Genomic DNA, 20,576 nt, shown 5'->3' on the forward strand with positions numbered 1-20,576 from the left:
CAGGCGGCGAGCCCTTACGCAGGGCGCTCTTCCCGGCCGCGTGGGGCGGCCGAATCCACGCAAGGTCGTTCCATGCCCTCGGGTCTCGTCGCGCTTCTGGATGACGTCGCCGGCATCGCCAAGATCGCCGCCGCCTCGGTCGACGACATCGGCGCCGCCGCCGGCAAGGCGGGCACCAAGGCCGTGGGCGTGGTCGTCGACGACGCCGCGGTGACCCCCGGCTACGCCATGGGCTTCACGCCCGACCGCGAACTGCCGATCGTGGCCAAGATCGCCGTCGGCTCGCTGCGCAACAAGCTGCTGTTCCTGCTGCCCGGCGCGCTGCTGCTCAGCGCGTTTGCGCCGTGGGCGGTGACGCCGATCCTGATGCTGGGCGGCGCCTACCTGGCCTTCGAGGCGACCGAGAAGATCATCGAGATGTTCGTCCCGCACGGCGACGAGGTCGAGACCGAGGACCTGGCGCTCAGCGGTCCCGAACTGGAAAAGCAGAAGGTCGCCGGCGCCATCCGCACCGACCTGATCCTGTCGGCCGAGATCATGGCCATCGCCTTGGCCGACGTCAGCGACATGTCGCTGCCGATCCAGGCCGCCGCCCTGGCCCTGGTCGGGGTGGTGATCACCATCCTGGTCTATGGCGTCGTCGCGCTGATCGTGAAGATGGACGACATCGGCCTGCACATGGCCAAGAGCCCGCGCGCCCCGACCCAGAAGTTCGGCCGCGGCCTGGTCAAGGCCATGCCGGTGGCGATGAGCAGCCTGGCCTATATCGGCACCGCGGCCATGCTGTGGGTCGGCGGCGGCATCATCGTGCACGGCCTGCACCACTTCCACCTGACGCCGATCCCGGCCTGGGTGGAGGGCGCCTCGCACGTGGCCGCCCAGGTTCCGGGCATCGGCGCCGTCACCGGCTGGCTGGCCACTGCGATCGGTTCGGCCATCGTCGGCCTGATCGTCGGCGGCGTGATCGCCGGCGTTCTGCACTTCATTCCGCGCAAGAAGGCGGCGCACTAGGAGAGGGCGGTTGGCCGAACCCAAGCCGAAAGCCGTCAAGAAGGCCGCGCCGCGCAAGTCGGTCAACGCGGCCAATCTCGCGCACCTGGGGCCTGAGGCCTTAGCGGCGCTGCTGATCGAGGTCGCCGACGGCCATGCCTCGATCAAGCGTCGCCTGAAGCTGGCCCTGCTGGGCGAGGTGGGCGCGGCCGACCTGGCGGCCGAGATCGACAAGCGCATCGACGCCATCGCCGGCAGCGGCGCGCGCATCAACTGGCGCAAGTTCAAGGACTTCGTCCGCGACCTGGACGCCCACCGGGCCGCTGCCGGCGGCAGGCTGGGCGAACTGGACCCCAATATCGCCGTGCCGGTGCTGGTGCGGCTGGTGCGGGTGTCCGAAGACCTGGAAGGCCGGATCAAGGATCCGAAGGGCGAGCTGCAGGCCGTGTTCGACCAGGCCGTGGCCGACGTCGCCCGCCTGTCGCCCAAGGCCCTGACGCTGGACAGCCGCTACCTGGCCGATGCGCTGCTGGCCTTCGTCAGCGAGGCCTCGACCAAGCTGTCGGTCGACCTGCTGCGGGCGGCGGCCCCCGCCCTGGCCGACGACGCCGTGGCCGTGCTGCGGGGCAAGGTGCGCGAGCGCCTGGCGGCCCAGCGGCGTCCCGATCCTCGCCTGCGGGCGGCCGCCCAGGTGCTGGCCGACCTGGAGGGCGACGTCGAGGGCTTCGCGGCCCTGTTCACCGCCTCCCAGCAGGTGCTGCCGCCGATCGGGGCCCAGATCGCCCGCCGCTATCTGGCCGTGGGGCGGGTGGCCGAGGCCCTGGCCGCCCTCGACCGCGCCGCGCCCGGGCCCAGCCTGGCCGAGCAGGCCGATCCCGGCGCCGTCACCTGGAACGAGGCCCGCATCGCCGCCCTCGAAGCCGCCGGCGAGACGCTGGAGGCCCAGGCCGTGCGCTGGGCCAGCTTCAAGGCGACCCTGTCGGTCGAGGCCCTGCGCGCCTTCCTCAAGGGCCTGCCCGATTTCGAGGATGTCGAGGCCGAGGAGCAGGCGCTGGCCTACGCCCAGACCTATCCCGACCCCTACAAGGCCCTGGCCTTCCTGACCGCCTGGCCCTCGGCGGTCGAGGCGGCCCGGCTGGTGATGGAGCGCGGCCCGGCGTTGCACGGCGACCGGCCCGAGGTGCTGGAGCCGGCCGCGCGCCTGCTGGAGCATCGCTATCCGCTGGCGGCCACCGTGCTGCTGCGGGCCATGGTCGACGACGTGGTGCGCTTCGGCCGCGCCGAGCGCTACGCCGACGCCAACCGCTGGCTGCTGGAGGCCGAGTCTCTGGTTCCCACCCTGCCGGACGATGCGGCGATCGACGATCACGCCGTCTGGGCGAGGCGGGTGGCGGGCTACCGGCGGCTGTAGCCGCGACATCGCGCCACACCGGGCGCAAGTGGCTGATCATCAAGCCTTAAAGATGCGGGGCGCACGACGGAGCGACAATAAACGCGACCGTTCGATGATCCGATTCCCCTGGCCCAGACCCGTCCCGTCGACCCCCGAGCTGCTGAGGGCCCAGGTGCGCGCCTTCTCGCGCCAGGTGCCGATGATGTACGCGCTGGTGCTGGTCAACACGATCGCCCTGTCGGCCACCCACCTGCACAACTCGCCGCCAGTGCTGACCCTGGGCTTTCCGGGCCTGCTGGCGGTGGTCAGCGTGGCGCGGCTGGTGATCTGGTGGCGGGCGCGGCGGACGGCCATCGAGACGGCGGGCGCCGAGCGGCTGCTGCGCCAGACCATGGTGTTCGCCGGCGCGCTGGGGGCGGGGTTCACGCTGTGGGCGTTCAGCCTGTTCCCCTATGGCGACGCCTTCGCCCAGTCGCACGTCGTGTTCTACATGGCCATCACGGCGATCGGCTGCGTGTTCTGCCTGATGCACATGCGGGCGGCGGCCTTCCTGCTGACCGGCATCGTCGTCGGCCCGATCACCGTCTTCCTGATCGCCAGCGGCAAGCCGGTGCTGGCCGCGATCGGCTTCAACATGGCCCTGGTGGCGGTGACCATGCTGGTCATCCTGCTGATCGCCTATCGCGACTTCTCGCGGCTGGTGGAATCCCGGCGGGGGCTGGAGGAGCGCCAGGCCGAGATCCAGAGCCTCAGCGACGACTATCTGCGCCTGGCCAACCTGGACGTCCTGACGGGCCTGCCCAATCGTCGCCAGTTCTTCGCCCGTCTGCAGCGGGTGACCGACGAGGCCGCGGCCTCGGGCGCGCGGTTCGCCGTCGGGGTCATCGACCTGGACGGCTTCAAGCCGGTCAACGACGCCTATGGCCACGCGGTCGGCGACAAGGTGCTGATCGAGGCCGGCGACCGGCTGAGCCGCGACCATGGCCAGCCGCTGTTCGTGGCCCGGCTGGGCGGCGACGAGTACGGCCTGATCATCGAGGCCGACCTCGACGCCGAAGCCCTTCAGAGCCTGGGCGCGGACCTGTGCGCGGCCCTGCGCGAACCCTACTGCATGCCCGGCGTCACGGCCCAGGTCTCGGGCTCGGTGGGCTTTGCGGTCTATCCGCAGGCGGCCGCTGCGCCCGAACTGCTCTACGAGCGCGCCGACTACGCCCTCTATCACGCCAAGCAGAACGTGCGCGGCGCGGCGGTGGTGTTCTCGGCCGACCATGAGACGGCGATCCGGGCCTCGGGCCTGATCGAGCAGGCCCTGCGCCACGCCGACATGGAGGCCGAGTTCCACCTGGCCTTCCAGCCCCTGGTCGACATCAGGAGCGAGCGCACCGTCGGCTTCGAGGCCCTGGCCCGCTGGACCAGCCCGACCCTGGGCGTGGTCTCGCCCGGCGACTTCGTGCCGGTGGCCGAGCGTTCGGGCCTGATCGCGGCCATGTCGCCGGTGCTGCTGTCCTGGGCGCTGAAGACGGCCGCGACCTGGCCGGACGACGTGCGGCTGGCGTTCAACCTGTCGGTCCGCGACATCGCCTCGCCCGAGCAGATCGCCCGCATCGTGGCGATCATCCAGGAGAGCGGCGTCGCGCCCGAGCGGATCGACCTGGAGATCACCGAGACGGCGGTGATGCGCGACTTCGACCAGGCCGCCCGCTCGCTGGCCAGCCTGAAGGCGCTGGGCGTGCGCATCGCGCTGGACGACTTCGGGGCCGGCTATTCCAGCCTCAGCTACGTGCACCGCCTGCCGATCGACAAGCTGAAGATCGACGGCAGCTTCATGCGCGGCCTGCAGGCTGCCGACAAGCGCCGGGCCATCGTCAAGACCATCCTGGACCTGTGCCGCAACCTGGGCCTCGACTGCGTGGTCGAGGGCGTCGAGGCGCCCGAACAGCTGGTGCTGCTGCAGCCGCTGGGCTGCCGCGTGGTGCAGGGCTTCCTGTTCGCCCGGCCGATGCCGGCCGAGGCCGTGACCGACTACCTGGCCGCCGAACGCGGCGAAGGCGTCGCGCTGCGGTCGGCGGGGTAGGGGCTGTCGCGAAGCGACTGAGGGGGTGTTGGCGCGGCGCTTCCCCTTCCGGCCCTCCGGGCCGCCTCCCCCAGAGGGAGAGGATCTGATGCCTAACGTTGATCTGCGAAATCGTACTCATTTTCCCAAACTGAGTAGCGCCGCCCGCGAACCTGTGATTGCATCGTCAAAAAACAGGGTGGAAACAAATGCAGATGGCTCAATGGCCGGCGCTTATCGTACTGGCGCTCAGCGTCATCGTGTGGGGCGGCATCATTCTCTATCGTGGAAGACGGGACGGCCCGCAGACGGCCGACGAGGATCTCGACCCGATTTCGGGCGACTGAGACGCCTGTCGCTTCCGGCGAACTGATCGAAGTTTCAGCCAGCGCGAGCCTGCCTGGGGCGGGCTCGCGTCTTGGCGCGTGGCGGCGTCTTGCGCGAATCCTGGCGTCGGCCGGCGGCCTCGCCTAGCTTGCGGCCATGACCACGACGCCGCTTTCCGCTCTCAAGCCCATCATCCTGACCAACGAGGCCGGGGCCGCCTTCCTGCAGCGGCATCCGGCGACTCGCGAGGCGGCGACCACGCCGTCGGAGGCTGGGCTGTTGCGGGTGGAGCTGCATTTCGTCGACGCCATCGAGCCGCCGCCGGCCGATGACTGGGTGATGCCCAACGCCGACGTGCCGCAGGACCGCGAGCACGACCTGAGCTTCGAGAACGACGGCCACGCGCCGCCCTACGGCTTCTGGATCACCCATCCGGACGTCCTGGCCTGGACCACCGAACTGACCGAGGACGATCGTCCCGACTGGTGGGTCAAGGTCTGGCTGAAGGCCTAGCGCCGGCCTTCCTGATATTTGAAAGAGTTGGTGCGGGCGGTCGGGGTCGAACCGACACTCCTTTCGGAACCGGATTTTGAGTCCGGCGCGTCTACCAGTTTCACCACGCCCGCGCCTCGCCGGGTCGAGGCCCGAAGCGAAGAGGCGACTACCTAGCAGTGGTCGCCGGGAAGTTCCAGAGGCGGTTTCCCCCAAATCTTGTCATCCGGGCCGAAGGCGCATGGCGCCGTAGAGCCGGGATCTCCCACGGTTCCGGCGCGGCGAGGTGCGAGATCCCGGCGCTTCGCTGCGCTACGGCCGGGATGACAATAGGAGAGCCGAGCCGATAGCTCATCCCAGCCACGGCGCCTTGGCCAGCCGTTCGGCCAGGAACTCCATCAGCACGCGCACGCGGGCGGGGCGGATCGGGTTGGGCGGGGTGACCAGGTGCATGGCGATGGCCGGCGGGGTCCAGTCGGCCAGCACCTGCTCCAGGCGGCCGGCGGCGACGTCGTGCCAGGCCATGAAGTCGGGCTGCATCGCGAGCGCCTGGCCGTCGAGCAGCAGGGCGCGGAAGACGTCGGCGTTGTTGGCCCGCAGGGGCGCGGGCACGCTGATGGCGTACTGGCCGTGGGTCTTGTGCTCGAACCGCCAGGCGTCGCGCGAGCGGCCGCCGGTGTAGAAGAGGGCGCGGTGGCGGGCCAGGTCCTTGGGATGCTCGGGCCGGCCATGCTTGTCGAAATAGGCCGGCGAGCCGACCAGCATCACCCGCACCGGGCACAGCCGCCGGGCCAGCAGGCTGGAATCCTCCAGCGCCGAGATCCGCAGGGCCAGGTCGAAGCCGTCCTCGACGATGTCGATCAGCTGGTCCGACAGCGAAAGCTCGACCGACACCTCCGGATAGAGCGCGAAGAAGTCCGACAGGGCCGGGCCCAGGTGGGCGATCCCGAACGACATCGGCGCGGCCATGCGCACCAGGCCCTTGGGCGTCACCGACTGGGCCGAGGCCTCCAGTTCCAGGCTCTCGCCGTCGGCCAAGAGCCGGCTGGCGGCCTCCAGCGAGCTCTGGCCGCTGTCGGTCAGCGACAGCCGGCGCGAGGTGCGGTGGAAGAGGGTGGCGCCCAGCCGCTGCTCCAGCCGGGAGACGGCTTTCGACACCGTGGCGTTCGACAGGCCCAGGTCCTTGGCGGCCCGGGCGAACGAGCCGGTCTCGGCCACCTTGGCGAACACGGCCCAGGCTTCGAAGTCGGGAAGTTTCATGATGTCATTTTTGGAAATGGTTCCTTTCGACCATTTCTATTTCGGATCAAGCGATCTGTCTCCATCTTCCTCGTCAACGGAGAGGCCAACACGGCCAGCCACACAAGACACTCCAGGAGATCGACATGATCGAAGTTCGCAAGTTCGACAGCCTGGGCGGCGCCAATCACGGTTGGCTCGACGCCAAGCACCACTTCTCGTTCGCCGGCTACCATGATCCCAAGCGCGTCCACTGGGGCGCCCTGCGGGTGTGGAACGACGACACCATCGCCGCCGGCACCGGCTTCCCGCCGCACCCGCACAACGACATGGAGATCATCACCTATGTCCGCGAGGGGGCGATCACCCACCAGGACAGCCTGGGCAACAAGGGCCGCACCGAAGCGGGCGACGTGCAGGTGATGAGCGCCGGCACGGGCATCCGTCACTCGGAGTACAACCTCGAGCCGGGCGTGACCAAGATCTTCCAGATCTGGATCATTCCGGACCGCGGCGGCGAACCGCCCGCCTGGGGCGCCAAGCCTTTCCCGAAGGGCGACCGCTCCGGCAAGTTCGTGGCCCTGGCCAGCGGCTTTTCGGATGACAACGACGCCCTGCCGATCCGCACCGACGCCCGCGTCCTGGGCGCCACGCTGAAGGCCGGCGAGGAAACCGAGTACACGCTGGGCGCCGGTCGCCACGCCTACCTGGTGCCCTCGACGGGGTCGATCGAAGTCAACGGCGTCAAGGTCGACACCCGCGACGGCGCGGCGATCGCCAACGAGAACACCATTCGCGTCAAGGCCCTGGCCGACGCCGAACTGGTCCTGGTCGACGCGGCGTAAACAAAGCGTCGCTGAATTCCTTCAAGACGCGGCTCACGCAGCCGCGTCTTTTCCTCCCCAACCTCAAAGAAGACTTCTCTAGGAGACTCTCATGGCCAAGGTTCTGGTCCTTTACTACTCGTCGTACGGCCACATCGAGACGATGGCCAAGGCCGTCGCCGAAGGCGCTCGCAGCGCCGGCGCCACCGTCGACATCAAGCGCGTTCCGGAAACCGTGCCGGAAGAGATCGCCAAGGGCGCTCACTTCAAGCTGGACCAGGAAGCCCCGATCGCCACCGTCGCCGAACTGGCCGACTACGACGCGATCATCGTCGGCACCGGCACGCGTTTTGGCCGCATGAGCTCGCAGATGGCCGCGTTCCTCGACCAGGCCGGCGGCCTGTGGGCCCGCGGCGCGCTGAACGGCAAGGTCGGCGGCGCGTTCGTCTCGACCGCCACCCAGCACGGCGGCCAGGAAACCACGCTGTTCTCGATCATCACCAACCTGCTGCACTTCGGCATGACGATCATCGGCCTGCCCTATAGCCACCAGGGCCAGATGAGCAACGACGAGATCGTCGGCGGCGCGCCCTACGGCGCCACCACCGTCGCCGGCGGCGACGGCAGCCGTCAGCCGACCCAGATCGACCTGGACGGCGCCCGCCACCAGGGCGAGCTGATCGCCGCCGCGGCCATCAAGCTGCACGGCTAAGACTGGTGCGTGGTCCTTATCCTTCGACAAGCTCAGGATGAGGACCATTCCACCGGCCCTGCATTCGAGATCCTCACCCTGAGCCCGTCGAAGGGCGAGGGTCTCGCACAAGACCCCCGGCCGGATTTCCTCCCCCAACGGTCTGGCCGGCCTAGCCGCGTCGCGCTTCATCCTCCCCCAGGAAGCGCGGCGCGGCTTTTCTTTTGGAAAACGCACGCTTAACCGCGTTTGTGAGCGTCGTGTTCAGCCTGATGCGTGAAGATGCCCGTACGCAGGGGACAGCGAGGCGGGCGTGGCGAAGAAGGACAAGGTCGCGAAACGGAGGTCGGGAATGGCCGACTTCATGACGCTCCTGGTCTGCGTCGGCTGCACCGTCTGGGCCTTCAGGACGATCGTCGGCCTGGCCGGCTGATTAGCGCTTGGCCTGAAGGCCGGAAGGCGGCACTTGAACGGGAAAGCCGTTTCAAGATCAGGATGCCGCCGCCCATGACGACCCAATCCCTTTCGGGCGTGACCATCGTCGACCACCCGCTGGTGCAGCACAAGCTGACCCTGATGCGGGACAAGGAAACCTCGACCAAGACCTTCCGCGCCCTGATGCGCGAGACCGCGACCCTGATCTGCTACGAGGTCACGCGACAGCTTTCGATGGACGAGGTCGAGATCCAGACCCCGGTCGCGCCGACCAGGGCCAAGGTCATCGCCGGCAAGAAGCTGGTGTTCGCGCCGATCCTGCGCGCGGGGCTTGGCATGGCCGAGGGCATGCTGGACCTGGTGCCCGCCGCCCGCGTCGCCCACATCGGCCTCTATCGCGATCCCGAGACGCTGGAAGCGGTCGAGTACTACTTCAAGACCCCCGAAGACATCGCCGACCGCCTGGTCATCGTCGTCGATCCGATGCTGGCCACCGGCCACACGGCGGTGGCCGCGATCGACCTCCTGAAGAAGCGCGGCGTGCGCGATTTGCGCTTCGTCTGCCTGCTGGCTTCGGTTCCGGGCGTCGAGACCCTGCGCGCGGCCCACCCCGACGTCGAGATCTGGACGGCGGCGGTCGATCCGCAGCTGAACGACCACGGCTACATCGTTCCGGGCCTCGGCGACGCCGGCGATCGCACTTTCGGTACGCGCTGACCCCGGATCGGGGCCGAGTGTGCGCTTGAGCACTTGCGCGACTCCACCGGCGCGGTAAGCAGCGGCGTTAACCTTTGTAGAGTCCGCATGCTGGTTACGCCGCCTCAGATCTATGTCGCCGACGACGACGCCCTGACGCGCGAGCTGGTCGAGATCCAGCTGGGGCAGGGCGGCTACGGCGCGCGCACGTTCGAGACGGTGGAGGAGCTGCTGTCGGCGGTGGCTTCGGCCCCGCCGTCGCTGATCCTGCTGGACGTGCGCATGCCGGGCCTTTCGGGCCTCGACGCCCTGCGCAGCCTGAAGTCGGCCCAGGGCGCCGAGGACATTCCCGTGCTGATGCTGACCGGGGAGGGGCGGCTGGACCGCATCGTCCAGGCCCTGCAGCTGGGCGCGGCCGGCTATGTGATGAAGCCGTTCACGGGCAAGGCCCTGGTCGCCAAGATCGATGAGGTGCTGAACGCCGAAGCCTGAGCATTGTCGCCTCGCGCCGGACACGCCATAGGTGTGTCATTATTTGTTTGCGCGGGGGCGTTGGTGCTTCGAAAACTGTTTGCGGCGACGGGCGTGGCGCTCGTCGTGTTGGCGTCGCAGGGCGCTGTCGCCTGGGCGGCGACGCCGCCGCCGGCCGCCGTGGCCGACGATGATCAGGGCAAGGCCCAGGCGATCCTGGATCGCGCCCAGGTCCTGACCCAACTGTTGGATGAGGTTAGCGGCTCCATCCAGGGCGTTGACCTGACGGCCGTCTCGCGGGCGCCGACGCCCCAGACCGTGGCTTCCGTGGTGGCGCAGTTGGAGCAGGCCTAGGTCGCCGCGTCGCGCGCCGCCGCCCGCCTGCGAGCCCTGCCGGCCTGGACCGGGACCGGCGAGGACGATCGCCTGATCGCCGTGGCGTCGCGCGATGCGGTGGTGTTCGCTGACGACGTGGTCGAGCTGATCGGCGCCATGCGAACCAGCCTGACCCTCGCCGGCAAGGGCGACAAGGCGGCGTTCCAGAAGGCCCAGGACAAGCTGATGAGCGGCGGCGTCAAGATGCTGGTCGGCCAGGCGCTCAGCGCCCGTACGCGCGCGGCGATGATGCCGAAGGAAGCGGCCGACCGTCACATCGTTCTGGCGCAAGCCGAGATCTACGAAGGTTTCGGCTCGGTGTTGAGCTACAGCGGCGGCTTCACCGAGGGGGCGTCGGCCGCCAAGGCTCTGCGGACCTTCGAAGCCAATGTCCGCAAGCAGACGATTGTCGGGCGCGAGCGTGAGCTAGCCCAGGTGAAGAGCGACCGCGCCGAGCTGGCCGATGGGCTGCTGGACCCCGTCGTCCGAGCGGCCTTCGATCGCCAGCACGCCTTGCAACTGGACGTCTTCAAGTCGCTGGAGCGCAGCGCCGACGCCCTGGGCGCGATCGCCGGCAAGCTCGAAGCCAGCGGCGGCAAGCGCCTGCAGCTGCGTCCGGACATGCTGCCGCTTGAGAAGGAAGAGAGCGTCCAGTCCCAGCTGATGCAGGAACAGATGGCCGCGTATCAGCAGATGGTCGATCGGGCCAACGAGCTGGCCAAATAGGCCGCCGAAAACAAGAAAGGCCGGGGATCGCTCCCCGGCCTTTCGTTCTTCACGGGCCGTAAGGCCGATCAGATTTCCTGGTTGTACTTGCCGACGCGGGCGCCCAGGCGGGGCTTCACTTCCTCGCGGAAGAGGGCGCGCATGTCGTCTTCCGACTGGGTGCTTTCCACGACGACCACGACTTCGGGCTTGTTCGACGAGGCGCGGACCAGCACCCACGAGCCGTCTTCCAGGTGCACGCGCACGCCGTTGACGGTGATGACCTCGACGATCTTGCGGCCCAGGATCGAGCCGCCGGCGGCGAACAGGTCCTCGTATTCCTTCACCACCTCGGCGACGACGCCGTACTTCACCTCGTCGGCGCAGTGCGGGCTCATGGTCAGCGAGGTGAAGGCCACCGGCAGGGCCTTGCGCAGGTCCGACAGCTTCTTGTCCGGGTTGCGGTCGAGCATGGCCAGCACGGCGGCCGCGGCGGTCAGGCCGCAGTCGTAGCCGTAGCCCAACTCGCCGTTCATGAAGAAGTGGCCGCTCTTTTCGAAGCCGGCCAGGGCGCCCAGCTCGGCGCTCTTGCGCTTGATGTAGCTGTGGCCGGTCTTCCAGTAGATGACCTTGCAGCCGTGTTCCTTGAGGATCGGGTCGGTGGCGTAGAGGCCGGTCGACTTGACGTCGACGACGAAGGTCGCGCCGGGGTGCAGCGGGGCCAGGTCGCGGGCCAGCATCAGGCCGATCTTGTCGGCGAAGATCTCCTCGCCCTCGTCGTCGACCACGCCGCAGCGGTCGCCGTCGCCGTCGAAGCCGAAGGCCAGGTCGGCTTTGTGCTCACGGACGGCGTGGGCCATCTCGTGCAGCATCTCGGCGTCTTCAGGGTTGGGATTGTACTTGGGGAAGTTGAAGTCGAGGTCGGTGTCCATCGGCACCAGGTCGGCCACGCCCATCTTCTTCAGGGCGTCGACCACGAAGGCGCCGGCCGTGCCGTTGCCGCAGGCGGCGATCACCTTCAGCGGACGGGTGACGCTGGCGCGCTTGGCGACGTCGTCGATGTAGCGCTGGGCCTCGCCCTGCACGCGGATCAGCTTGCCGCCGTCGCGCTCGACGAACTGGGCCCCCAGCACGATCTCCTTCAGGCGGCCCATTTCGTCGGGACCGAAGGTGAGGGGCTTCTGGGCGCCCATCTTCACGCCGGTCCAGCCGTTTTCGTTGTGGCTGGCGGTGACCATGGCCACGCACGGGATGTCGAGGTCGAACTGGGCGAAGTAGGCGGTCGGCGACAAGGCCAGGCCGATGTCGTGCACTTCGCAGCCGGCGCTCAGCAGGCCGATGATCAGCGCGTTCTTGATCGAGGTCGAATAGGAGCGGAAGTCATGGCCGACCACGATCTTGGTCTGGCCCAGTTCCTGGATGTAGGTGCCCAGGCCCAGGCCCAGGGCCTGGACGCCCAGCAAGTTGATCTCGGGGCCGAACAGCCAGCGCGCATCGTATTCGCGGAAGCCCGTCGCCTTGACCAGCGGCTCGTTTTCGTAAGCGGCGGTATTCGGAACCAGATCGGCGCGGGGAGTCGAGAACATCGGAGCTCGCTTCAATGAGTGGTGGAGTGCGTTTAGCTGTCGGAGTGGTTGCTTGCCACCCTCTTCGTATGACGATGATCGATCAATGTGACGATTGACCGATAGAGGCGCGAGAAAAAGCGCCTATTGCCCGGCCTCGGCACTGGCGGCCGCGGCGGCCTCTGCTTCGCGGCGGCGGCGGTCTTCGCTGCGGCGCGCGGCGGTCTTTTCCTTCTCGATCAGCGCCTTCATTTCCGGGGTCTGCTGAATCGGGGTCGAGCCGAACGGACCGGGCGAGCGGTCGCCATAGCCCTGCGGCCAGACCATGGAGAAGGCGATCATCGCCAGGGCGACCAGCGCGCAAAGAGGCATGAAGATGCGATCGGGCATGGTCCGCCTATACCACGCCTCCTGTGGCTGGATAGGGGCGATGCTTGACGCGAGGTCTCGCGAGCCTTAGCCCGCCATGACCAAATCCAAGGAGCTCAGATGCCCGTCCTCGTTCTGCTTCGCCACGGCCAGAGCCAGTGGAACCTCGAGAACCGCTTCACCGGCTGGGTCGACGTCGACCTGACCGCCGAGGGCGAGGCCCAGGCCCGCAAGGGCGGCGAACTGATCAAGGCGGCCGGGCTCGACATCGACGAGGCCTTCACCTCGGTCCAGACCCGCGCCATCCGCACCTGCAACCTGGCGCTCGACGCGGCCGCCCAGAGCTTCGTTCCGGTCACCAAGGACTGGCGCCTGAACGAGCGCCACTACGGCGGCCTCACGGGCCTGAACAAGGCCGAGACGGCCGAGAAGCACGGCGAGGAGCAGGTCACCATCTGGCGCCGCTCGTACGATGTTCCGCCTCCGGAACTGGCCCCGGGCGGCGAGTACGACTTCGCCAGCGACCGCCGCTACAAGGGCGCGAGCCTGCCGACGACCGAAAGCCTGGCCACCACGCTGGTGCGCGTGCTGCCCTACTGGGAAGAGGCGATCGCGCCGAAGCTGAAGGCCGGCGAGAACATCCTGGTGGCCGCCCACGGCAACTCGCTGCGCGCCATCGTCAAGCACTTGTTCGCGGTGCCGGACGACCAGATCGTCAAGGTCGAGATCCCGACCGGCAATCCGCTGGCCATCGAGCTGGACGCCGACCTCAAGCCGGTGGGCGCCCGCTACCTCGACGAGGCCCGCGCCGAAAAGCTGCCGGCGATCGGCTGATCCATGACTTCCGGGGTTCCTTTCGTCCGCGGGCGAAAGGAACCCTAGGTCGTTTCAGGTCGTGTCTGCGCGCAGGAAGTGCCTGGAAACACGACGTTAATGCTGATGGGCGCATCAAGTTGGTCTACCCTTCGGGGAAACGACGCGAGCTTGCATGAACACCCCGGCAGCGGCGGGCCAGGAACACCGGCGCCTGACGCAACAAGAAGTCGACGTGATCTGCGCCAAGCACGACCGCCTGTGGTCGGCTAGGCTCGGCGGCGCGCGCGCGGTCTTCGCTTTCTGCGACCTGTCGGGGCTGGTCCTGGCGGGACGCAATCTGTGCGACGCCGACTTCACCGGCGCGCTGCTGGTCGGAACCGACCTGCGCCGCTGCAAGCTCGACAACGCCAACCTCTACGGCGCCGACATGCAGGGCGCCGACCTCACCGATTCTTCGCTGCGTCGCGCCGACCTGCGCGGCTCCAGCCTGCGCGGCGCCAACCTTACCGGCGCCGACCTGTTCGAGGCCGACCTGCGCGAGGGCCAGATCGCCGCCGCCGACCGCGAGAAGGGCTACCGCATTCTCGAGCCGGTGCAGCGCGAGGCCTATGCGACGGGGGCCAACCTGTCGGGGGCCAACCTCGAGCGCTCGCGGCTGTCGGGCATCGTGGCCACCAAGGCCGACTTCAGCGACGCGATCCTCAAGGACGCCAAGCTGGTCCGCGCCAATCTCAAGCAGGCCAACTTCAACGGCGCCAACATGGCCGGCGCCGACCTGTCGGGGGCCAATCTGGCCGGGGCCGACCTGCGCAACACCGTGCTGGTGGGGGTCAAGACCCTGTCCTGGAACGTCACCGGGGCCAGCATGGAAGGCGCGCTGACCGACAAGGCCTCGGGCGTCGACGTTTCCGACATGCCCTACGAGCAGATGATCTCCGACCATGCGCGCTGGTGCGAGACCGGCGGGGCGGAGGGCAAGCCTTCGGTCTTCGACCGGGCCGACCTGCGCAATCTGAAGAGCATCCGCGGCTTCAACCTGACGGCCCTGTCGGCCAAGAGCGCGGTGTTCTACGGCCTCGACATGGAAGGCGTGCAGATGCAGGGCGCCCAGCTGGAAGGCGCCGACCTTCGGGCCTGCAACCTGCGCCGGGCCGACCTGCGGGGCGCGAGACTGAAGGGCGCCAAGCTTTCCGGCTCGGACCTGCGCGACGCCCAGCTGGGGCCGCTGCTGATCGGCAAGGACCGGCTGCTGCCGGCCGACCTGACCGGGGTGCTGCTGACCAACGCCGACCTGGCCCGGGCCGACCTGCGCGGCGCGTGCCTGGCGGGCGCCGATCTCTCGAGGGCGAACTTCACCAACGCCAACCTCAAGGACGTCGACATCACCGGCACGGTCCGGCTGGGCGCCCGAGGGCTCGAAGACCTCATCTAAGCTACCCAATTTGAGAAGTGTGGGGCGACCTTAACCGTTCGCTCGTCGATTCCTGTTATCCGATGACCTGTAGAAGATCTGAGTATCGCCGGGAGGGGGTCCCGCAATGAACGCCGCACAGAGCCTCGCGGGCCGCCGCAAGCTCAGTCAGGCCGAACTCGACATGATCGTCACGGCCCACGAGAAGTTCGTGACCGGCAAGCAGGGCGGCAAGCGAGCCTCGCTGCGGTTCATGAACCTGTCGGGGCTGGACCTGTCGTTCCGCAACCTGACCGACGCCGATCTTTCCGCCTCGATCCTCGACGGCTGCCGGATGGTGCGCGCCAAGCTGGACCGCGCCAGCCTGTTCGGCTGCGACCTGCGCAAGGCCGACCTGCGCCAGGCCAGCCTTCAGCGCGCCGACCTGCGCGGAGCCTGCCTGCGCGGCGCCAACCTTTCGCAGGCCGACCTGACCCAGGCCGACTTCCGTGAGGGCCAGATCGCCATCCCACACCCCCGCAAGGGCCTGGACACCGTCAAGCACGAGGTCCGCAACGGCGAGGTCGACGAGGTCAACTTCTCGGGCGCCACCCTGGACGGCTCGCAGTTCACCGGCGTCTCGGCGTTCAAGGCCGACTTCTCCGACTGCTCCTTGCGCGGCGCCAAGCTGTCGGGCGCTAACCTCAAGGAAGCCAATCTGGTCGGGGCCATCCTCGACAACGCCGACGTCAAGGGCGCCAACCTGGAGGGGGCCAACCTGCAGGGCGCGGTGATGTCGGGGGTCGACACCTCGACGGCGCGGGTGAGCGGCGCGCACATGACCGGCGCCCTGACGACCTCGACGCCCGAGGCGGTGAACAAGGCCCGCGAGCTCTACGCCCGCTGCCTGGCCAACCAGCAATGGTGCCAGACCGGCGGCAAGGAGGGCGCGGCGGCCCGTCTCGACGGCGAGGACCTGCGCCCGATCGGCGATCGCCTCAAGGGTCTGCGCCTGACGGCCATGAGCGCCCGGGGCGCCTGCTTCGTCGGCATGGACCTGTCCGGCGCCCAGCTGCAGGGCGCCAACCTGCAGAACGCCGACCTGCGCGCGGCCAACCTGCGCGGCGCGGACCTGCGAGGGGCCAAGCTGACCGGCGCCAACCTGACCAAGGCCGACCTGCGCCAGGCCTTCCTGTCGCCCCTGCCGCTGGGGCCCGAGCGCAAGACCGTCGGCAGCCTGGCCGCCGCGCGCCTGCGCTACGCCATGCTGCAGACCGCCGACCTTTCCGAGGCCGTCCTCGACGGCGCCGACCTGCGCGGCGCCGACTTCACCGGCGCCCGTATCGCCAAGGCCAGTTTCCGCGACTGCGACGTCGGCCAGGCCCAGGGGCTGGAGTTCGGGGCGTAACCCCAAAACCCTCCCCCTGAAGGGGGAGGTGGCCCAGAGGGCCGGAGGGGGAAGCGGCTGCTGATGCGCCGCCATCACTTCCCCCTCAGTCGCTCCGCGACAGCTCCCCCTTCAGGGGGAGCGTCTTGTCCTCACACCTTGTCCGGATAGACCGGCGCGATGTCGACGGGGATGTCCTTGAGCGTGGCGATCACGCCGCGGGCGTCGTCGTCCAGGTGGGCGTAGCGGTCGAAGAAGGCGACCATGCCGGCATAGTCGCCGTCGCCCTGCAGCTTGACGATGTCGGCCACCAGGTCGCGCATGCCGGCCTCCATCTTGGCGTTGTCGACACGGAAGCGCTTGAGCGCCGGGTCGTAGACGAAGGCACCCTTGGCCTTGAGGTAGCCGTACTGCAGGGCCGCGCCGCGGCCGTGGGCCTCTTCGTCGCCCCAGCGGGCGGCGCGGAAGATGCCGGCCAGATAGGTGGCGAACAGCTGCGGGCGCTCGGCCGTGGGGATCTCGCCCTTGTCCATCATGAACAGGATGTTCCAGGCGCCCATGACGTCGGCCTTGGCCTCCTCGGCGGTGCCGCCGATGTCCTTCAGCTCGGCCGAGACGGTGGTGGCGCGGCCGTCGACGACGATCGAGCCCGGGCCCAGGCTGTGCGACAGCTCGTGGAACAGGGTCTCCAGCGTCATGTACTTCTGGCTGACCAGGGCGGCCTGGTCGGCGACCAGCACGCGGCTGGCGATCGGCTTGAGGATGCCCTCGTACTTGGCCGCCAGCACGTTGGACAGGATCACCTTCTTGGCGCCCTTGGCCTCGCGCACGCGCTCGTCGTTGGGCAGGTTGAAGGCCACGGTCTGGGGGCCGTGCAGATTGTCGCCGCCGCCGCGGATCTGCTCGGCCACGGCGATGGGCGAGGCCCCGCCGCGCTTGAAGTTCTTGTAGGCGTCGGCCACCGGCAGGTTGGCCTCCATGTCGCGAAGGTAGGCCTTGTACTTGTCCAGGGCGCTGCTTTCGGTCGGGTTCTTCAGGGTGACGAAGGCCTCGAAGGCGGCCTTCTGGCCCATCAGCTCGTCGGTGTAGGTCTCGTACGGGCCGATCGCCACCTCAATGGGGGTGCCCTCCAGGTCCATCCACGCCATTTCCGACTGGAAGTAGTCGTTGCTGCGGAAGGACTGGGCGCGCAGCGTCAGGAAGGTCTTGAGGCTGGCGTTGGTGGTGATGCTGGCGGCCTCGTCGAGCAGGCCGGCGGCCTTGGTCAGCTCGGGCTTGTAGGCGACCGAGTAGGGCACGGCGACCAGCTTGTCGCCCTCGCGGCGGACCACCGTGTAGGTGTCCATCAGCGCTGCCTTCTGGTCGGGATGGGCCGCCAGATAGGCCTCCAGCTGCGCCTTGGTCAGGCCGGCGGGATAGAAGCCGTGGCCGGGGCCGTCGGGGCCGCCCTGGGCGACCATCTGCTTGGCGTAGATGGCCGTCATCTGGTCGGCGGCCTGGATCAGCAGGTTCACCACCTTGCGCTCCTCGGGGCTGAGGAAGGCGGTGTCGGTCTTCATGCGGATCGTCGCGTAGTTCTCCGGCGGCGCGGCCTGGGCGGCGAGGGGAGCGGAGAGGGCGGCGGCCGAGACGCCGAGCGTCAGGGCGAGAGAGAGAAGCGCGCGCATGGAGGAAGTGTGGCCCTTGCGGATGAAGCGATGGCTTCGCTTACACCCGCCTTGGGGCGAAGACGAGGCGCAGCTAGAAGCGCCGCCGCTTCAGCGAGGCGAAGGCGTCGAGCATCACGGCCGCCAGGTGGCTCTGGCTGCGGGCGAAGGCGGGATCGGCGGCCTCGCCCGACAGCCGCATGCCGTCGGGGCGGGTGACGCTCCAGGTGCAGCGGCCGGCGGCGACGTCGAGTTCGACCTGGCAGTCGGAGGCGGGCGGGGCGGCGGTCAGCATGGCAAATCTCCTGGCCGAAGAGGCGTCAGCGGCACCCTACGGACGGCGTGCGGCGCCCTGATGGACCGCATGTGGAGATTTCGTGCAGACGGTCAGGCCGGCGGCAGCGACAGGGTGAAGCGCGCGCCGTCGGCCCCGGCGACATAGGCCACCTCGCCGCCGTGGGCGCGGGCCAGGGAGCGGGCGATCGACAGGCCAAGACCGGTTCCGCCCTCGGCCCGGCGGGTGGTGAAGAACGGCTCGAACAGCCGCGCGGCGTCGGCAGAGGCCACGCCAGGGCCGTCATCGGCGACCACCAGCACGACGGCCTGCCCGCGGTCGTGGCCGCTGATCGCGACCTTGCCGGCGCCGGCCTGGCGGCTGTTCTCGACCAGAACGGTCAGCACCGTCTCGATCATCGCCAGCGGGGCGGCGACCGGCGGCAGGTCGCCGGAAAGATCAGCCGTCACCGCGAAGGCGGGCGTCGACAGGGCGGCCGCCACGGACTTCGCCGCCGCCGCGGAAGCGGCCGCGACCCCTGCCTCGGGGGTCGCCATGTCGGCCCGGGCCAGTTCCAGCAGCCGTCCGACCAGGGCCGACAGGCGGGCGTTGTCGGCGGCGATGTTGGCCAGGAAGCGTTCGCGCTCGGCCTGGCTCATGGTGGGGTAGTGGTCCTGCAGGAGCTCGATGGCCCCGCGCACCCCGGCCAGCGGGGTCTTGAACTCGTGGCTGAGGGCGGCGGCGAAGTCGCGCAGATAGCGCGAGCGCTTGTCGATCGCCCCGGCCATGGCCCGGAAGTCGTCGTACAGCGCCTGGATCTCGACGGCCGCGGTGCGGGGCGTTTCGGGCGCATCGCCCTGGCCGGTGGCCATGGCGCGGGTGGCGGCGCTGAGCTGCTCGATCGGCCGGGTGACCCCGCGCGACACCAGGCCCGCCAGGCTGAACAGCACCAGCAGGATGACGCCGGCGCCCAGCAGCAGCTTGCCGCGGTCCTCGTGCAGGCCCTTGAACAGGCCGCGCGGCGAGCGCGACAGCAGCAGCACGCCCACCGTCCTGCCGTCGACCACCACCGGGCGGACGTGGTGCAGGCGCACGGCCGAGGCTCGGCTCAGCCATTCCCAGATGTAGCGCGGACGGTACTGGCCGATCCGGCGAAGCACGGTCTCGGACCGTCCCGACAGGGCGTGGCGCACCTCGGGCAGGGTCGACAGGTCGCCGCCGGCGCCCAGGCCCCGCACCACGCGGCCATGGGCGTCGGTCAGCACGACGGCGGCCAGGGTGCTGCGGGTGGTGTCGGCGAAGATGCGGTCCAGTCGGGCGGCGGCCGCGACGGCGTCGGGATCCGGCGTCCCGGCGGCCGGGGCGGGCGTAGGACGTTCGGGCAGGATCACCGCGGCCGACAGATCGATGCTGGGCTTTTCGGGGCGATAGTAGGCGGGGTCTTCCGGATCCGGTTCGGGCAGGGCGGAGGCGGGCGGCGCGCCGGGCCACAGGGCCGCCGCCGCGGCCGCCAGGGCCGCGCCCTGGGCGTTCAGCTCGGCCTCGGTCTGGCGCACCAGGGTGTTTTCGTAGCTGCGCAGGAAGATCCCGCCCAGCGCCGGCATGGCGGCGGCGAACATCAGCACCGCCAGCAGGATCGAGCGCAGGCGCAGCGCCGGCCAGCGGCGCTTGATCGCGTCCTTGAAGGCCGACAGCGCGGCGATCACGCCTGGGCGTCCTGGCCCTGGCAGGCGCCCAGGCGATAGCCGACCCCGGGACGGGTCTCGACCACGTCGGTTCCGCCCAGCCTGGCGAACTTGGCGCGCAGGTTGCGCACGTGGCTGTCGATGGTGCGGTCGGTGAGGGCGAAGCCGGGGCCGCGCAGCTTGTCGATGATGGCGTCGCGGGTGAAGACGCGGCGCGGGGCGCTGGCCAGGGTCCACAGGATGCCGAACTCGGTGACGGTCAGGGACGTCTCGGTCTCGCCCCAGGCCGCCCGCCAGGCGTCGGCCTCCAGGCTGAGGCGGCCATGGCTGACCAGCTTGGCTTCTTCGGCCGCCGGCGCCGGGGCCGCGGCGCTGGCGCGGCGCAGGATGGCGCTGACCCGGGCCGTCACCTCGCGCGGGCTGAACGGCTTGACCACGTAGTCGTCGGCGCCCAGTTCGATGCCCAACACCCGGTCGATCTCGTCGTCGCGCGACGACAGCAGCAGCACCGGCAGCTGGCCCTCGGCGCGGATGCGGCGGCAGACGTCCAGGCCGTTGAGGCGCGGCATGTTGATGTCGAGCACCACCAGGGCCGGCCGGTGAGCCGCGATCGCCTCCAGCGCCGCCTCGCCGTCGGCGGCCTCGACCGTGGCGTAGCCGGCCTTGCCCAGGGCGAAAGCCAGCAGTTCGCGGATGTGCGGCTCGTCGTCGACGATCAGGATCGGCTGAGTCATGGCGCAGATGTTCCGCTTG

The 20,576-nt window shown here is 69.3% G+C and carries 21 protein-coding genes and 1 tRNA gene; 14 read left to right on the top strand and 8 right to left on the bottom strand.

Going from position 1 to position 20,576, the window contains the following annotated elements; genetic code table 11:
* The first annotated feature begins 72 nt into the window (after positions 1-72).
* From G5B46_RS14040 to G5B46_RS14055, 5 genes are all read left to right on the top strand, one after another.
* Entirely contained in the window at positions 73-1,011 is a 939-nt protein-coding gene (locus tag G5B46_RS14040) for a DUF808 domain-containing protein (RefSeq protein WP_165259547.1), read from the top strand.
* A gap of 10 nt (positions 1,012-1,021) precedes the next feature.
* Positions 1,022-2,401, top strand: a complete 1,380-nt coding sequence (locus G5B46_RS14045) for a DUF6880 family protein (protein ID WP_165259549.1) — start codon at positions 1,022-1,024, stop codon at positions 2,399-2,401.
* 94 nt (positions 2,402-2,495) lie between these two features.
* The gene (locus tag G5B46_RS14050) at positions 2,496-4,457 is read left to right on the top strand and encodes an EAL domain-containing protein (protein ID WP_165259551.1); all 1,962 of its coding nucleotides are present in this window, start codon (positions 2,496-2,498) and stop codon (positions 4,455-4,457) included.
* Between the two features lie 194 nt (positions 4,458-4,651).
* A complete protein-coding gene (locus G5B46_RS24715) occupies positions 4,652-4,783 on the top strand; it encodes a hypothetical protein (RefSeq protein ID WP_276611577.1) in 132 nt (43 codons plus the stop codon).
* 136 nt (positions 4,784-4,919) lie between these two features.
* Positions 4,920-5,276, top strand: a complete 357-nt coding sequence (locus G5B46_RS14055) for a hypothetical protein (RefSeq protein ID WP_165259553.1) — start codon at positions 4,920-4,922, stop codon at positions 5,274-5,276.
* A 28-nt stretch (positions 5,277-5,304) separates the two neighbouring features.
* On the opposite strand, the gene G5B46_RS14060 is transcribed toward G5B46_RS14055, so the two are convergent.
* Positions 5,305-5,389: transfer RNA gene (locus G5B46_RS14060), tRNA-Leu, on the bottom strand.
* Between the two features lie 217 nt (positions 5,390-5,606).
* Positions 5,607-6,515: a LysR family transcriptional regulator gene (locus tag G5B46_RS14065; RefSeq protein ID WP_165259555.1), complete on the bottom strand. Its 909-nt coding sequence runs from the start codon at positions 6,513-6,515 to the stop codon at positions 5,607-5,609.
* Positions 6,516-6,640: 125 nt separating this feature from the next.
* Here G5B46_RS14065 and G5B46_RS14070 point away from each other — a divergent pair, with 125 nt between their 5' ends.
* From G5B46_RS14070 to G5B46_RS14095, 6 genes are all read left to right on the top strand, one after another.
* A complete protein-coding gene (locus G5B46_RS14070) occupies positions 6,641-7,339 on the top strand; it encodes a pirin family protein (protein ID WP_165259557.1) in 699 nt (232 codons plus the stop codon).
* A 91-nt stretch (positions 7,340-7,430) separates the two neighbouring features.
* On the top strand, positions 7,431-8,030 hold the full coding sequence (gene wrbA, locus G5B46_RS14075; RefSeq protein ID WP_109100216.1) for an NAD(P)H:quinone oxidoreductase: 600 nt from the start codon (positions 7,431-7,433) through the stop codon (positions 8,028-8,030).
* 486 nt (positions 8,031-8,516) lie between these two features.
* The gene (gene upp, locus G5B46_RS14080; RefSeq protein ID WP_165259559.1) at positions 8,517-9,161 is read left to right on the top strand and encodes a uracil phosphoribosyltransferase; all 645 of its coding nucleotides are present in this window, start codon (positions 8,517-8,519) and stop codon (positions 9,159-9,161) included.
* Positions 9,162-9,248: 87 nt separating this feature from the next.
* A complete protein-coding gene (locus G5B46_RS14085) occupies positions 9,249-9,632 on the top strand; it encodes a response regulator (protein ID WP_165259561.1) in 384 nt (127 codons plus the stop codon).
* Positions 9,633-9,695: 63 nt separating this feature from the next.
* Positions 9,696-9,965 carry a hypothetical protein gene (locus tag G5B46_RS14090; protein ID WP_165259563.1) on the top strand — a complete coding sequence of 90 codons (270 nt, stop codon included), beginning with the start codon at positions 9,696-9,698 and terminating at the stop codon, positions 9,963-9,965.
* An 81-nt stretch (positions 9,966-10,046) separates the two neighbouring features.
* Positions 10,047-10,712 (top strand): hypothetical protein, encoded by a 666-nt coding sequence (locus tag G5B46_RS14095; RefSeq protein WP_165259565.1) that lies wholly within the window; start codon positions 10,047-10,049, stop codon positions 10,710-10,712.
* A gap of 68 nt (positions 10,713-10,780) precedes the next feature.
* Here the strand turns inward: G5B46_RS14095 and G5B46_RS14100 are convergent, their stop codons facing one another.
* Together G5B46_RS14100 and G5B46_RS14105 are read right to left on the bottom strand one after the other, a co-directional pair.
* Entirely contained in the window at positions 10,781-12,277 is a 1,497-nt protein-coding gene (locus G5B46_RS14100) for a phosphomannomutase/phosphoglucomutase (RefSeq protein WP_165259567.1), read from the bottom strand.
* Between the two features lie 123 nt (positions 12,278-12,400).
* A complete protein-coding gene (locus G5B46_RS14105) occupies positions 12,401-12,646 on the bottom strand; it encodes a hypothetical protein (RefSeq protein ID WP_165259569.1) in 246 nt (81 codons plus the stop codon).
* 99 nt (positions 12,647-12,745) lie between these two features.
* On the opposite strand from G5B46_RS14105, the gene gpmA reads away from it, so the two are divergent.
* From gpmA to G5B46_RS14120, 3 genes are all read left to right on the top strand, one after another.
* Positions 12,746-13,459: a 2,3-diphosphoglycerate-dependent phosphoglycerate mutase gene (gpmA, locus tag G5B46_RS14110; RefSeq protein ID WP_165259571.1), complete on the top strand. Its 714-nt coding sequence runs from the start codon at positions 12,746-12,748 to the stop codon at positions 13,457-13,459.
* Positions 13,460-13,613: 154 nt separating this feature from the next.
* Positions 13,614-14,873 (top strand): pentapeptide repeat-containing protein, encoded by a 1,260-nt coding sequence (locus G5B46_RS14115; RefSeq protein WP_165259573.1) that lies wholly within the window; start codon positions 13,614-13,616, stop codon positions 14,871-14,873.
* A 106-nt stretch (positions 14,874-14,979) separates the two neighbouring features.
* Positions 14,980-16,239, top strand: coding sequence for a pentapeptide repeat-containing protein (locus tag G5B46_RS14120; protein ID WP_165259575.1), 1,260 nt, complete (start codon positions 14,980-14,982; stop codon positions 16,237-16,239).
* A 131-nt stretch (positions 16,240-16,370) separates the two neighbouring features.
* Here the strand turns inward: G5B46_RS14120 and G5B46_RS14125 are convergent, their stop codons facing one another.
* From G5B46_RS14125 to G5B46_RS14140, 4 genes are all read right to left on the bottom strand, one after another.
* Positions 16,371-17,885: a hypothetical protein gene (locus G5B46_RS14125; protein WP_165259577.1), complete on the bottom strand. Its 1,515-nt coding sequence runs from the start codon at positions 17,883-17,885 to the stop codon at positions 16,371-16,373.
* A gap of 73 nt (positions 17,886-17,958) precedes the next feature.
* On the bottom strand, positions 17,959-18,159 hold the full coding sequence (locus G5B46_RS14130) for a hypothetical protein (protein ID WP_165259579.1): 201 nt from the start codon (positions 18,157-18,159) through the stop codon (positions 17,959-17,961).
* 92 nt (positions 18,160-18,251) lie between these two features.
* Positions 18,252-19,844, bottom strand: coding sequence for a HAMP domain-containing sensor histidine kinase (locus tag G5B46_RS14135; RefSeq protein ID WP_346764927.1), 1,593 nt, complete (start codon positions 19,842-19,844; stop codon positions 18,252-18,254).
* Positions 19,841-20,557, bottom strand: coding sequence for a response regulator transcription factor (locus G5B46_RS14140; protein ID WP_165259581.1), 717 nt, complete (start codon positions 20,555-20,557; stop codon positions 19,841-19,843). The genes G5B46_RS14135 and G5B46_RS14140 overlap by 4 nt, the downstream gene beginning before the upstream one ends.
* Positions 20,558-20,576 lie beyond the last annotated feature (19 nt).

This window comes from Caulobacter sp. 602-2 (assembly GCF_011043625.1).
GTDB lineage: Bacteria > Pseudomonadota > Alphaproteobacteria > Caulobacterales > Caulobacteraceae > Caulobacter.